Raw genomic sequence first — 12,966 nt, 5'->3', positions numbered from 1 at the left:
TTAATACTACTCCTGTAGTAGTTCGGGGTTTTCGTAGATGTTGCCCATGACTTCTGAGACTTCTGGATTGCCCCACTCTAAGGCATTACTCATTTCTCCTTTCTGATACCAACCGTTGTCCCAAATCACTTGATAAACCCTCTCTACACATCCAGCGGTTGATGACTTTCCTTTTTCTTCTTTTGAGACAACCTCTGCCATAGGTTTACGCCATTTCAGGATATCCCCCTCATAAATCTCCACACCGTCCTTATCTTTGAGGCCGGTGTATTGCATGAAGGTATAGGCAGGATTTTCGAACTCTGTGTTTATTTCACTATCGCAATCATAGTGGATTGCTTGAGGTTGGTAGTTCATGAGGTCTCCATCCCAAGCTCTAAATTTAATTTCTCTTTTCATATGACTTCATAGTGCCACAACTCAGAAAACCCGCAACTGTCACCTGTGGATAGCCGAAATTGTGACTCACTTTTTGTCTCTCAAATCGTGCCCTCTGGAACCATCGAGACTCACTCATACTTACTCACACAGCAACATTCTTGCGGTTTTCTACGTAGAGCTTCTGATAAACCACCGCATACCTAGCCGGTACGCAACTATCTGCTTTTATGAAGAAAAGTGGTACCACCTCCCCGGCTTGAACGGGGGACCTCCTGATCCACAATCAGGCGCTCTAACCAACTGAGCTAAGGCGGCACTACCTCGGATTTATCTGTCCGGTTAACAGATTGCAAGGGGTTAGAACCGATAGGTATAGCTCTGCTCCACCAGATCCTGGCCGAATGAATGTACAGGTTGACTGCTGACCAGTTGCCAGCCAACTGATCGGTAGAGTGCACAGGCAGCAGTGTGGCTTTCATGCGTCCACAGTTGCATGCCGTCATATTTTTTGCTTTCGGCAAAATCCATGCAAACTTGTAAAAGTCGTTTGCCCAGGCCCATATTGCGGGCCTTGTCGACCAGCAGGAAAAGACGCAATTTAGCCGTCGTTTTTTCCAACCGGACGCAGAAAATGGACCCGAGGCGCTGACCATCGCGCTCAGCAATCCAGCCAGCTTCCCGGGTTGGGTCATGGTGAGACAAAAAGTCATCAAGAATCTCTGCAACAAGCACGCCGAAGCTGGCGTCAAACCCTTCGTTTTCTGCATAGTAATGCATGTGCTGATCTACGATCCAATCCCGATCATCTGCCACAAAGTTTCGAATGTTCACATGGTCCATCCCGCGAGAAAAGCGCATGCCAGCTTGCGTTTCAACCCGGCGCGGGCTAGCGATACGGCCACTTCATCCGGGAGAACAAAGATGGGCATTGATTCCGAAAGCGACATTGAGGCGAATTTACAAATCGGTCCCACCGACAAAGGCATGGTACGCATTTACGTCGAAGCGGGGGGTACAGAAATTCCCATGGACTTTACCCCCGACGACGCCGAGGAAATTGCCGAAGAGATCGTCGCGGCGGCAAACCGGGCGCGTGGCATGAAAACTGGCGGCCGCTAAGTCCAAAACGCATCGCTGTCGGGGTCACGCAGCATATGCAATCGCCGCGCCGCCGTTGTTGCAAATGTGGCAATCATGGCTTTGCGCCGAGCGGCTGCCAGTTTGTCTTCTGGGCCCATGTGGATGATCTCAGCGCCATATGCGTCGCCAATAATCAAACCGGTTTCATTCGGCAGGAGTTCAGTTGGAAAGTCCGCGTCAACTGCCCAGAAAAAACGATCGCACCAATCCAGGTATCCTTGCCACTTATAGTCCGAAAGGTAGTCGGCGCGGCTCGATTTGCATTCTATAATCCAGATCTCGCCTTTTGGTCCTACTCCCATAACATCAACACGCAAGCCACGGGTCGGTACCAATTCCTCTACACTCACAAATCCGTAGCTCGACAGCAATCTTGCCGTACCTCGGGCCAACAACTGTCCGGGTTGGAAGTTCTGCAAATCATCCTGCGCCATAGAGAAAATATGAACATAGCAAGAACACTCTGCAAGCCAAATCAAACATCAGATCTGTTTGGCCCTTGTAGGCAGCTCTCGATGAACCTAAGTGTCTCGGTGTGACGGGTTCTGCTCTTCGCGTGACTGGTTACGTTCCAGTGGCCTTAAGCAAATCCGAGGGAGCTGGCTCTGTCCTGGCCCTGGCCTGGTTACCTGGCGCCCACCTGTACATACAGGTCCTCGGGAATATAAAACCAAAACGGTCGCAACGGGCCCGTCACACCAAGACCAATCCGCAAATGTGATTAAATGGAGCTAGTCGAAAAAAACGTTTACCGGCGTTTGAGAAGGTCACGCTTCTCTTCAACGCGTACCGGTATCAGCAGCTCATCACGCTGCGGTCCGGCAAACAGACTTCGGATCAATCGAAGAATAAAATCAGTCATTGGCGCACTCCTTACATCCGAAGATGGCATCTCGTCGCGAAAAGTCCATAGGCTGGGTAGCACAAATAGCATTAACATCTCGATAAAGTGGCGGATTATGCGCACAAGCGGCGTTAGATCGCCCAGTTCTATCTTTACGTGTCATCCGCATGCTCTGCCAGTTGGGACAGAGAAAACGCAAATTGAGCTCCTGAAAAAACGATTCCATTCAAAACCCAAAAGGCAAGGACCGCTATCACCCCGATGTCAGATGTGAATATGAGGTGCTGCAGGTTGCCGACATTAAATCCTATGATCATCGCAACAAACACAGCCGACACGAAAAAGCCGATCAACCCGCTGATGATGTAGAGCCGAAAAACACGAGGCATGGCGTGACCGCTCCTTCCGATGCCCACGGAGAGTAGTGTGACACGGTTCAGAAGCAAATGCTTCAAAACGCCTCTGGCTGGACCTCACGGGCCATGTGATCCAGAATAGCATTCACAAATTGCGGTTCTTTGCCATCTGAAAAAAATGCGCGCGCAACATCGACATATTCGGTGATCACGACCTTCGGCGGTGTTTGCTTGTCATTAAGTTCCGCCCCTGCTGCGCGGAACAGGGCACGCAAGGTCGGGTCGATCCGTTTCAAGGGCCATTTGGCCACCAAGGCCTTGTCCGTCACTTGGTCGATCGGTGCCTGATAGTTGACCGCAGTTTCAAGAATGGCGCCAAAAAGCTCAATATCGCCGTCCTGCATTTCATCGCCGTCGTACACAGCCCCAAAACGGTGATCCAGAAACTCCGCCCGCACCACTTCGATGGTTTGGGAGGAATGCTCCATCTGAAACAAAGCCTGCACTGCATAGAGACGGGCGGCCGATTTCATTTTTCGGCGTTGGTTGCCGGAGAGGTTGCCGTGCAGCGATGTCATGTGGTCGTAGATCCGTCGTTTGAGCTGGCAATTTGAATGTCCTGCCCAGCTGGCTTGAACCCGATGCCCTTGGATTGGGAGGCCCATTTACGAGCCATGGCCACCAGATGCAAGGCCGCCGCAGCCGCACCACCACCTTTGTTTTGCCCATCCACATCGGCGCGCGCTTCTGCTTGCTCTCGGTTTTCAACCGTCAGGATTCCATTTCCCACACAAAGCCCTTGCAAACCCAGCAATTGCAAGGCGCGGCTGCTGTCGTTGCACACCGTTTCATAGTGCGTGGTTTCACCCCGGATGACACAGCCTAATGCCACATAGCCATCAAAGTTGCTGCGGCGATCGGCTATGCCTATGGCGGTTGGGACTTCCAAGGCACCCGGCATTTCCACAAGCTCCCATGTGCCGTCAACGGCTTCGATCTCAGCTTGGGCACCCGCTACCAGATTGTCCGCGATGTCCTTATAGTACGGAGCCACGACGATCAGGATCTTGATCGGCTTGTCGAAGTGCGGGCGTGGCAAGACGTAATGCTGTTCATTGGCGGCCATGGTTCAATCCTTGGTGATCGGGCGAGTGCCCACAATGGTCAGATTATAAGCATCCAGCCCGAGATATTTCGTTTGCGGGCTGTCGGTCAGCAATACGATATCGCTGAGACCAAGGGTCGACATGATCTGCGCGCCTACACCCGTACGTTTGATTGTCCGCGGTCCCTCGTCTTCATCCCCTTCCAGGCGTAGTTTCGGATGCGGCTCGCGAAAAAGCAAAACTGCACCACGGCCTTCTTCGGCAATGATCTCCATCGCGCGGGGCAATTCGTCTGCCGGGCTTGGTCCAAGGCCCAACACGTCTTCGAGAGCATTGAGAGCATGGGTTCTGACCAACACGGGTGCATCGGTGGAAAGATCTCCCTTGGACAGCACAACGTGATCTGTACCTGTAATTTCATCCGCGAAGACCCGCATGTGCCATTCCCCGCCATAAGCCGAGGTAACCTTGCGCTCATTGCGCAAACGCAAAAGATTGTCGTGCTTGAGCCGGTAAGCGATCAGATCACTGATTGTGCCAATCTTCAGCCCGAATTCCTTGGCGAAAACGACAAGATCGTATAACCGCGCCATCGTGCCATCGGTTTTCATAACCTCGCAGATCACGGCAGAGGGATGCAAACCGGCCAGGCGGCTGAAATCTACAGCCGCTTCGGTATGACCAGCACGCACTAACACACCGCCCTGCCGAGCGCGCAAAGGAAACACATGTCCAGGCGTCGCGATGTCGGCCTGACCCTTTTCCTCATCGATTGCCACAGCCACGGTCAACGCGCGGTCAGCGGCGGAAATCCCCGTGCTAACGCCTTCGCGGGCCTCAATCGATACGGTAAATGCTGTCTCGTGCCGTGAAGAGTTATTGACCGCCATCATGGGCAGGCCGAGCGTTTCGATCCGTTCCGCTGTCAGTGGCAGACAGATCAAACCGCGACCGTGCGTGGCCATGAAGTTGATCGCATCGGCATCCGCAAATTGTGCGGGGATCACCAGGTCGCCTTCGTTCTCACGATCTTCATGATCAACGAGAATGAACATCCGTCCTTGCTTTGCATCGTCAATGATATCCGCAACAGGCGAAATGTTAGCACTCAGGTCTTTTTCTACGGGCCCTGGCGTTTCGAAACTCATAGCGCATATGCCTTTCGTTCAACTTGGCAGGCTCATAGCCCAGCTGACCGATATTGACCAGTCACGCGGCGCGCTTTAAGGCGCCTGCGTTTCGGCCAGTCGCGCAACGTATCGAGCCAATGTGTCAATCTCCAAGTTGACGAGGTCGCCAACCGCAACATCGCCCCATGTCGTTGCAACTTTTGTATGGGGAATGAAGTTAATTCCAAACTCAGGCCCGTCCACATCATTGACCGTGAGAGACGTACCGTTCAGCGCAACCGATCCTTTGGGTGCGATGAACCGCGCCAGATCGTTAGGCGCGCGCAAGGTCACGCGTGTGCTGTCGCCCTCGTCCACAACATCTGTCACTTCTGCCACACCATCGACATGGCCGGACACGATATGACCGCCCAGTTCGTCGCCGACACGAAGCGCGCGTTCGAGATTGACCCTTTTGCCCACAGACCATTTGTTGCGTCCGATATTGGTCTTGTCGACCGTCTCGGCACTGATCTGCACCTCGTACCAATCTGTCCCCAGATCCACGACGGTCAGGCACACTCCGTCTGAGGCGATGGAGGCTCCCATGTCGATGCCGGCCGTGTTGTAGGAGGTTTGAATGCGCACCCGCAAATCTCCCTCCTGAACTACAGAAATGATTGTACCGATGTCGGTGATGATACCTGTGAACATGGCCCGCCCTTCCTACAGCTTGAGCAGTGACCTAGCCCTACACGAAATGACTGACAAGACCCCGGACTTGTCCCATCCGACAAAATATGTCATCTTTAGGTTGGGTGAAGTGGTTGGAGTACAACTTTTGATTGCCTGAGGTTGCTCTTGCTGACATCATCTAACGCCCCTTCCGAGCGCGTTTTCTTGTTTCTTCAGGGCCCGCACGGACCGTTTTTTTCGCAGTTAAGCAAGCAGTTGCAGCACGCTGGCGCCAAATGTTGGCGGATTGGGTTTAATGCAGGCGACCAGGTTTACTGGTCTGATCGAACGACGTTTTTACCTTTTCGTGACAGACAAGCCGCATGGACCACATTTTTCAACAACGTCGTAACAACTAAGTCGGTGACAGACATCGTCGTCTATGCCGACACCCGTTGGATGCATGTAGAAGCCATCGCCAAAGCCAAAACGCGCAACATAACCGTACATGTTTTTGAAGAAGGGTATTTGCGACCCTATTGGGTGAGCTATGAGCTTGGCGGGTCCAACGGCCATTCCGCTCTGATGAACATGCCGCTTGCTGCCATACGCAACGCACGCGCGCAGACCAGTGAAATCCCTCCGATGGCCCCAAGCCATTGGGGCGACATGCGTCAACACATCTTTTATGGCGCGCTTTATCATTGGTTCGTCATGTTCTGGAATCGAAAGTACAAACATTTTTGTCCGCACCGGGACCTGAATGTCGTCCAAGAGTTCAAGCTCTACGTCAAACGGCTCGTATTTACGCCTTTTCAATCACTTGAACGGCGCATCTCAACCTATAGACTGCGGCGCGGCGGATTTCCCTACCACCTGGCCCTATTGCAATTGGAACACGACAGTTCATTCCAAAACCATGGCCCTTTTGCAAAACAGAGTGAGTTCCTGGAAGAGGTCATTTCCGAATTCGCGCGTGGCGCGCCTGTTCACCACCACCTTGTGTTCAAAGCGCACCCTTTGGAAGACGGACGCGCTCCGATAAAACGGGATATTCGTCGCTTTGCAGAGACCTATGATTTGGTGGGCCGCGTTCATTTTCTGCGTGGGGGCAAGCTTGCCGGTATCTTGTCAGAAGCGCGAAGTGCGGTCACCGTCAATTCCACCGCGGGGCAACAGGCCCTTTGGCGCGGCATTCCACTCAAGGTTTTTGGGACAGCAGTCTACGACAAACCAGGGCTGGTATCGCACCAGCCTTTGCGCACGTTTTTCGCCAAACCAGACCGCGGGGATCGTCAAGCCTATTTCGATTTCAGGCAGTTTTTGTTGGAAACCAGCCAGTTACCCGGAAGCTACTATTCCGCACTCGGGCGTCGGCAACTGTTGCGACAGGTGACCGAAATGATGCTCGAGGGATGTGACCCTTACCAAATTCCGCGTCAGAAAACCGAGGCCATCGCGCAACAGTTGAGGGTTGTGCACGCCGCTTCCGACGCAGAAACGGTGGATTTTGCAAGAATGAACGGATAGGTTGTATCCAACAACGCCACGAAAAGTTGGCGAACTGAGGCAGAATTCGAATAGGTCGAGGAGACCGCGCAGTGACATTCTCCGTTTCCGGATGGGTGCGTCCCATCGCAATCGTGACGGCATTGGCCGTCTTGTCGGCGTGCACGCTCCCCAAAGTTGGTCCCAGCAAAAGCGAAATTTTCGCAGGCTCAGTTCAAAAAGAAGGTGACGCCTTTGTCGTAACCGTGGATGACCGTGTGACCGAGGCAACCGGAGTTGTGCCGCCTTTGGGTTTTTCCGATAGTTTTAAGAATGCGTCAAAAATTGGCTCCGATACGATCCAGCCTGGCGATATTCTTGGCTTGACCATTTGGGAGAATGTCGACGATGGGTTGCTTGCTGGTCAAACCAGCAATGCCACGCTTCTCGAAAGTGTCCAGGTTGATGGCGACGGATTCATCTTTGTGCCCTACGCAGGACGCATAAAGGCCTCAGGCAATTCGCCAGAAGCCATTCGCCGGATCATCACTGCAAGACTTGAAGAACAAACACCGGACCCGCAGGTTGAGGTGCGTCGCGAAGCAGGCGATGGATCAACTGTTTCCCTAACGGGGTCGGTTGGCGCACAGGGTGTTTATGCGATCGAGCGTCCAACGCGAACATTGTCGACCATGCTCTCCAAGGCGGGCGGTGTCACGATTGAACCGGAGATCGCACAAATTACTGTCATTCGTGGTGGCCAGCGCAGTCGCATTTGGTTCCAAGACCTTTACAACAACCCCGAGGTGGATATCGCACTGCGCGGGGGCGACCGCATTCTTGTCGAAGAGGATACACGTTCCTTCACGGCCCTTGGCGCGACAGGTACGCAGGCACGGGTCCCTTTCCAGTCGCAAAACCTTTCTTCTCTCGAGGCGATTGCCCAAGTGGGTGGTTTGATTTCTTCAACGTCGGATGCGACTGGCGTGTTTGTTTTTCGAAATGAACCATCTGAAATTGCGGCTGATGTATTGGGGCGCAATGACCTCGACGGGCCGCAGCGCATGATTTACCTGCTCGATCTGACAAAGCCCAATGGCATGTTCGTCGCGCGTGACTTCGTGATACGCGATGGTGACACGCTCTATGTGACCGAAGCGCCGATCAATCAGTGGAACAAAGCTGTATCCGCAGTCTTTGGCTCGCTGGTGGCACCGGTTGCCAATGTTGACCAACTCGTCAACTGACACGCCACATGGGTCAATCACATGATCCAAGCATTGCAGCCCAGGAAGCCTCTCGCCCTCTCTACGTTTACAACGGCGGCTTCCTGACGCAGGCCCGCATCCGTCGCATTCTGGCGCTTAGCGGCTATGAGATAAAACTGGGCACACCTGGTCCAGATGATCTGGTGGGCGTTTGGGGCAACAGCCCCACTTCGCATCGCGGCGCTGCCGTGGCGGCCCACAAGGGCTCAGGCCTGGTGCGGGTGGAAGACGCCTGGCTGAGATCGCTGCATCCAGGCCGTCTGGGCGAGCCACCCCTAGGTTTGTTAGTTGATCACACCGGGGTCCACTACGACCCAGCAACAGTGTCCGATCTGGAGAGGCTGCTCAGCGATCACCCGTTGGATGACACCGCCTTGCTCACGGCGGCACGTGACGCGATTGCATACATGCAGGAGGCGCATTTGACAAAGTTCTGCGCCGTGGATCCTGACCATAGCCCCCCGCCACCGGGTTATGTCTTGGTGCTGGATCAAACCCGCGGCGACGCCTCTGTTATCGCCAGTGGCGCTGATCGCAATCGGTTCCTCGAAATGCTGTTTGTGGCGCAGCAAGAGCATCCCGGCGCCCACATTGTCATCAAGACACACCCTGAAACTGTCGCCGGCCACAGGAAAGGGTATTTCGAAACACAGGATGGATCAGACCGCATCACATTCTTGTCTGACCCCATCAGCCCCTGGACGCTTTTTGAGGGGGCCGTTGGTGTCTATACTGTTTCGTCTCAACTGGGGTTTGAGGCGGTGTTTGCGGGTCATAAACCACGCCTCTTCGGCCAACCATTCTATGCAGGCTGGGGTCTGACCGAAGACGAATTCCCCGTACAGCGACGACAACGCAGCCTGACCCGTGCCCAGCTGTTTGCTGCGGCCATGATACTTTATCCAAAGTGGTATGACCCCTACAACGATAGGCTTTGTGATCTGCAAACCTCCATGACATCTCTATCCGCTCAGGCACGCAGTTGGCGCGAAGACCATCGGGGATGGGTTGCATCGGGCATGAAGCTTTGGAAACGCAAGCCCATGCAACAGTTTTTCGGCCGACACGGCCCAATTACCTTTGAGGATGACCCTGCACGCGCGCGCATTGTTGGACGTCCCTGGATGGTTTGGGCAGGCAAAGCCGAGGTAGGACACAAGGATGCGTTACGCGTCGAAGATGGGTTTTTGCGCTCTCGAGGATTGGGCGCTGACCTCATCGCGCCCGTCTCTTTGGTCGTGGACGGCTTGGGCATCTACTACGATCCTGCCCAACCCAGTCGGCTGGAAAAACTGATCGCAGCCCGCGCAGTTTTACGAACAGATCAGGAAGCGCGCGCACTCAGGTTGATCCATCGAATTGTGCAGAACCGGCTAACCAAATACAACCTCGGCGGACAGGTGGCGCAGCTGCCCGAAGGGCACCGCATTTTGGTGGTGGGACAGGTCGAAGATGATGCCTCCGTTTTGACTGGAACGCGCGCGATCCAGAGCAACTCCGAGCTCCTTCGCACCGCCCGCGCAGCTAATCCAGAGGCAGTCCTGATATATAAACCGCACCCGGATGTAGAGGCAGGCCTGCGAACAGGCGCGCTCTCGAACAAGACTTTGGCAGACTATGTTGCCCACAAGGGCGATGCCACTGCTATTCTGGAGCAGGTCCAGGAAGTCTGGACCATGACGTCGCTGATGGGCTTCGAAGCGCTTTTGCGCGGGGTACCAGTCACGACGGTCGGCGCTCCTTTTTATGCCGGATGGGGTTTGACCAAGGACCTTGGCGAGGTGCCCCCGCGCCGACGCGCACGACCCACTTTGGCGGGGCTGGTTCATGCGGCACTGATCGACTACCCCCGCTATATGGACCCCAAAACGGGCGAGCCCTGCCCTGTCGAAGTTGCGATCGATCGATTGGCGCAAGGCGATTCTATTCGACAGGGTAGCGCCAATCGCCTGCTGTCAAAACTTCAGGGGCTGCTGGCCAGCTACGCCCATCTTTGGCGACGCTGAGTCAATGCAAGGCGCGGCGCCAGACGTGCACCGTATCGTTGCCAATTGACCGGCAAGATACCAGATCATACCGCTGCGCATCATGTAGACGCCTCAAACCAAGCGCGCCAATAGAAGGCAACCCTTCTGCGCCGATCGCCAGGCCAGCGGTAAATCCGACCAGCTCATCGACCAAATCCGCTTCGATCAAACTGGCGGCCAACGCACTTCCGCCTTCGCAGAACACGCGCGTCAACCCATGCCGTGCGAGCTGCTGCAACACATCTTCAGGGTCCAACTGCCCTGCCCTGACACGGCAAGGTAAAACTGTCGCGCCAATGTCCTGCCAAGTTTGCAACAATGTTGGGTCCGCGTCTTTTCCGTGACACAGGATGACCGGTATCTCTTTTGCCGTGCGCGCCAGCGCGCTCATCAAGGGCAGGTCTAAACGCCTGCTGATGACCACTCGTGCAGGCTGCCATTCTGTTCCAAGGCCTCTGACTGTCAGGCTGGGATCATCTTTGCGCGCTGTTCCCCCGCCGATCATCACAGCATCATGGCGTGCGCGCATAGCATGTACACATCGGCGCGCCTGAGGCCCCGTGATCCACTGGCTTTCGCCTGCCCCCGTTGCGATCCGACCGTCAAAACTGCTTGCCAGTTTCAACGTGACGAATGGCCGGTTGAGATCAACCCTTGAAAAGAAGCCCGCGTTATCGATCCGGGCTTGCGTTTCCATCAACCCGACCTCAACTTTGACGCCCGCAGCCCGCATCATTTCACAGCCCCGCCCACTGACCCGCGGATCGCTGTCAAGCGTCGCGACGGATACAGCGCCGACCTCGGCATCGATCAGGGCCTGCGCACAAGGTGGTGTCTGGCCTTGATGTGAACAGGGTTCCAACGTCACATAGACTTCGGCGTTTTTCGCTGCCTGGCCAGCTTGCGCGAGAGCTTGCGTTTCAGCGTGCGGCCGCCCACCGGGTTGGGTCCAGCCCCGGCCTACAATGCGGTCTTTCTTGACAATGACGCAGCCCACTGACGGATTGGGCCAAGTGCGACCTAGACCACGCCGTCCCAGCGACAGCGCGAGCGCCATGAAGCGTTCAGCGTTGTTCACTCTTCTGTGGGAGGTTCTGGCCGCAATTCACTGACAAATTTGTCAAAATCATCCGCAGCCTGGAAGTTTTTGTACACGCTCGCAAAGCGCACATAGGCCACGGTATCGATGCGCGCGAGCGCCTCCATCACGATCTCGCCAATCTGTTTGGAGCCGATGTCGGTCTCGCCCATACTCTCCAATCGTCGCACAATGCCGGAGATCATCTGATCGATGCGTTCGGGATCGATCGGACGCTTTTGCATGGAAATGCGGATCGACCGTTCCAACTTGTCCCTGTCGAAGTCTTCGCGCTTGCCGGTGGATTTGATCACCACGAGATCGCGTAGTTGCACGCGTTCATAGGTGGTAAATCGGCCGCCACAAGCTGGGCAAAAGCGGCGTCGACGGATCGATACGTGATCCTCGGCGGGTCGGCTGTCCTTTACCTGTGTGTCAATGTTTCCGCAAAACGGGCAGCGCATGGGCTGTCTCCCTCTTGTTATCCGCCTCTTTTGTGGGATCGCCGCCCCATTCAGCAATCTTTATAGGCGAGCGCCTAGGTTTTGGGTAGAGGAGAAACACGCATCCAGATGTAGTAGGCGGAATGCGTCATCCACCGTTGCGCAGAAAAGACACTGCAACCTGACGCCTGTGAGGATTCGTGCGGTGTTCAAATAGATAAACCCCTTGCCAGGTCCCCAAGGCCATCTGCCCCTCTACGACAGGAATAGATAGGTACGTCGGTAACAATGCTGCCTTTATGTGAGCTGGCATATCGTCGGGTCCTTCATAGGTATGCGTAAGATAGGACATCGCCGGATCGGTACTCGGCGGGACCAGTCGCGCAAAAAAGTTTGCCAGATCAATCTGAACCTCCGGATCGGCGTTTTCTTGTATCAGCAAGCTGGCAGACGTATGGCGTATGAAAAGCGTCAGTAGGCCGGAACCCTTGAGATGAGGCGCGAGTTGATCAGTAAACTCGTACAACCCGGGACCACGGGTCGCGATGATTATTTCGGCCATCTGACAGTCTGTTACCGAAAAAGCCTATCGCCTTGTTCGTCGATCACTTGCTTGGCCTTTCGAAAGCAGGCTTTCTGCGCCTCTTCCAGCCCTTGCACAGTATCAGCCCGGACAAGATTGTGGCTGCGCATTTCACCGCTTACCTCTTTTTCGATGAGTGCAGCAACGCGGAACGTGTTGCCTTCAGCAATCGGGGTCGCGGTGATCTTGAACGCCTCGTAGGTCTCTGTCGCAGCCTCGGCCTTTGCCTCTGCCCCACCGCCGAAAAGTTTTTTGAGAAATGACATTATCGCCTCCAATCTGTTGCATCAAACCTAGCGCGCGGAGCCGTGGCATGAAAGTGGGATCGAAACGCCCGCCTTCAATCCTTCTTGATAAACGCATTTCCCGAGTAATAGTTGCCCGGCGTTGGAGAATACCGGGCCAGCAAATTGCACCACTGGCTTCGGCGGCGTTCCAGAATTGGCGCCGAAAAGCAATGACGCCAGC

At 54.8% G+C, this 12,966-nt stretch carries 16 protein-coding genes and 1 tRNA gene; 4 read left to right on the top strand and 13 right to left on the bottom strand.

The annotated features are described in order from the left end of the window. Positions 1-6: 6 nt before the first annotated feature. The 3 genes from AB8B75_RS16650 to AB8B75_RS16640 all read right to left on the bottom strand — a co-directional run bounded on the left by AB8B75_RS16650 (position 7) and on the right by AB8B75_RS16640 (position 1,239). Positions 7-357: a YopX family protein gene (locus AB8B75_RS16650; protein ID WP_405363925.1), complete on the bottom strand. Its 351-nt coding sequence runs from the start codon at positions 355-357 to the stop codon at positions 7-9. Between the two features lie 262 nt (positions 358-619). Continuing rightward, a tRNA-His gene (locus AB8B75_RS16645) sits at positions 620-696 on the bottom strand. A gap of 42 nt (positions 697-738) precedes the next feature. Further along, positions 739-1,239 (bottom strand): GNAT family N-acetyltransferase, encoded by a 501-nt coding sequence (locus AB8B75_RS16640; protein WP_405363924.1) that lies wholly within the window; start codon positions 1,237-1,239, stop codon positions 739-741. A gap of 63 nt (positions 1,240-1,302) precedes the next feature. Between AB8B75_RS16640 and AB8B75_RS16635 the strand changes: the two genes are divergently transcribed. Continuing rightward, on the top strand, positions 1,303-1,500 hold the full coding sequence (locus AB8B75_RS16635) for a DUF6324 family protein (protein WP_405363922.1): 198 nt from the start codon (positions 1,303-1,305) through the stop codon (positions 1,498-1,500). Here AB8B75_RS16635 and AB8B75_RS16630 read toward each other — a convergent pair. From AB8B75_RS16630 to AB8B75_RS16605, 6 genes are all read right to left on the bottom strand, one after another. Further along, positions 1,497-1,955 carry an MmcB family DNA repair protein gene (locus AB8B75_RS16630; protein WP_405363920.1) on the bottom strand — a complete coding sequence of 153 codons (459 nt, stop codon included), beginning with the start codon at positions 1,953-1,955 and terminating at the stop codon, positions 1,497-1,499. The genes AB8B75_RS16635 and AB8B75_RS16630 overlap by 4 nt on opposite strands. 562 nt (positions 1,956-2,517) lie before the next feature. Continuing rightward, on the bottom strand, positions 2,518-2,754 hold the full coding sequence (locus tag AB8B75_RS16625; protein ID WP_405363918.1) for a hypothetical protein: 237 nt from the start codon (positions 2,752-2,754) through the stop codon (positions 2,518-2,520). A 62-nt stretch (positions 2,755-2,816) separates the two neighbouring features. Next, on the bottom strand, positions 2,817-3,299 hold the full coding sequence (nusB, locus tag AB8B75_RS16620; protein ID WP_405363916.1) for a transcription antitermination factor NusB: 483 nt from the start codon (positions 3,297-3,299) through the stop codon (positions 2,817-2,819). Then, the gene (locus tag AB8B75_RS16615; protein ID WP_405363914.1) at positions 3,296-3,847 is read right to left on the bottom strand and encodes a 6,7-dimethyl-8-ribityllumazine synthase; all 552 of its coding nucleotides are present in this window, start codon (positions 3,845-3,847) and stop codon (positions 3,296-3,298) included. The genes nusB and AB8B75_RS16615 overlap by 4 nt, the downstream gene beginning before the upstream one ends. Before the next feature lie 3 nt (positions 3,848-3,850). Beyond that, positions 3,851-4,975 (bottom strand): 3,4-dihydroxy-2-butanone-4-phosphate synthase, encoded by a 1,125-nt coding sequence (gene ribB, locus AB8B75_RS16610; RefSeq protein ID WP_405363913.1) that lies wholly within the window; start codon positions 4,973-4,975, stop codon positions 3,851-3,853. 75 nt (positions 4,976-5,050) lie between these two features. Beyond that, on the bottom strand, positions 5,051-5,650 hold the full coding sequence (locus AB8B75_RS16605; RefSeq protein ID WP_405363911.1) for a riboflavin synthase: 600 nt from the start codon (positions 5,648-5,650) through the stop codon (positions 5,051-5,053). A 150-nt stretch (positions 5,651-5,800) separates the two neighbouring features. Between AB8B75_RS16605 and AB8B75_RS16600 the strand changes: the two genes are divergently transcribed. The 3 genes from AB8B75_RS16600 (at position 5,801) to AB8B75_RS16590 (ending at position 10,373) form a co-directional block, all read left to right on the top strand. After that, positions 5,801-7,141 carry a capsule biosynthesis protein gene (locus AB8B75_RS16600; protein ID WP_405363980.1) on the top strand — a complete coding sequence of 447 codons (1,341 nt, stop codon included), beginning with the start codon at positions 5,801-5,803 and terminating at the stop codon, positions 7,139-7,141. 71 nt (positions 7,142-7,212) lie between these two features. Further along, the gene (locus AB8B75_RS16595) at positions 7,213-8,346 is read left to right on the top strand and encodes a polysaccharide biosynthesis/export family protein (RefSeq protein ID WP_405363909.1); all 1,134 of its coding nucleotides are present in this window, start codon (positions 7,213-7,215) and stop codon (positions 8,344-8,346) included. A gap of 8 nt (positions 8,347-8,354) precedes the next feature. Then, positions 8,355-10,373: a capsular polysaccharide biosynthesis protein gene (locus AB8B75_RS16590; RefSeq protein ID WP_405363907.1), complete on the top strand. Its 2,019-nt coding sequence runs from the start codon at positions 8,355-8,357 to the stop codon at positions 10,371-10,373. A gap of 1 nt (position 10,374) precedes the next feature. Here AB8B75_RS16590 and ribD read toward each other — a convergent pair whose 3' ends face one another. From ribD to AB8B75_RS16570, 4 genes are all read right to left on the bottom strand, one after another. Beyond that, the gene (ribD, locus tag AB8B75_RS16585) at positions 10,375-11,472 is read right to left on the bottom strand and encodes a bifunctional diaminohydroxyphosphoribosylaminopyrimidine deaminase/5-amino-6-(5-phosphoribosylamino)uracil reductase RibD (protein ID WP_405363905.1); all 1,098 of its coding nucleotides are present in this window, start codon (positions 11,470-11,472) and stop codon (positions 10,375-10,377) included. Further along, positions 11,469-11,936: a transcriptional regulator NrdR gene (nrdR, locus tag AB8B75_RS16580; RefSeq protein WP_405363904.1), complete on the bottom strand. Its 468-nt coding sequence runs from the start codon at positions 11,934-11,936 to the stop codon at positions 11,469-11,471. The genes ribD and nrdR overlap by 4 nt, the downstream gene beginning before the upstream one ends. A gap of 127 nt (positions 11,937-12,063) precedes the next feature. After that, positions 12,064-12,477 (bottom strand): secondary thiamine-phosphate synthase enzyme YjbQ, encoded by a 414-nt coding sequence (locus AB8B75_RS16575; protein ID WP_405363903.1) that lies wholly within the window; start codon positions 12,475-12,477, stop codon positions 12,064-12,066. 11 nt (positions 12,478-12,488) lie between these two features. Continuing rightward, positions 12,489-12,764 (bottom strand): HlyU family transcriptional regulator, encoded by a 276-nt coding sequence (locus tag AB8B75_RS16570; protein WP_405363901.1) that lies wholly within the window; start codon positions 12,762-12,764, stop codon positions 12,489-12,491. Positions 12,765-12,966: the final 202 nt, after the last annotated feature.

Source organism: Roseobacter sp., from assembly GCF_045106495.1.
Lineage (GTDB): Bacteria > Pseudomonadota > Alphaproteobacteria > Rhodobacterales > Rhodobacteraceae > Roseobacter.
This window is presented reverse-complemented; position numbering and strand designations above follow the sequence as displayed.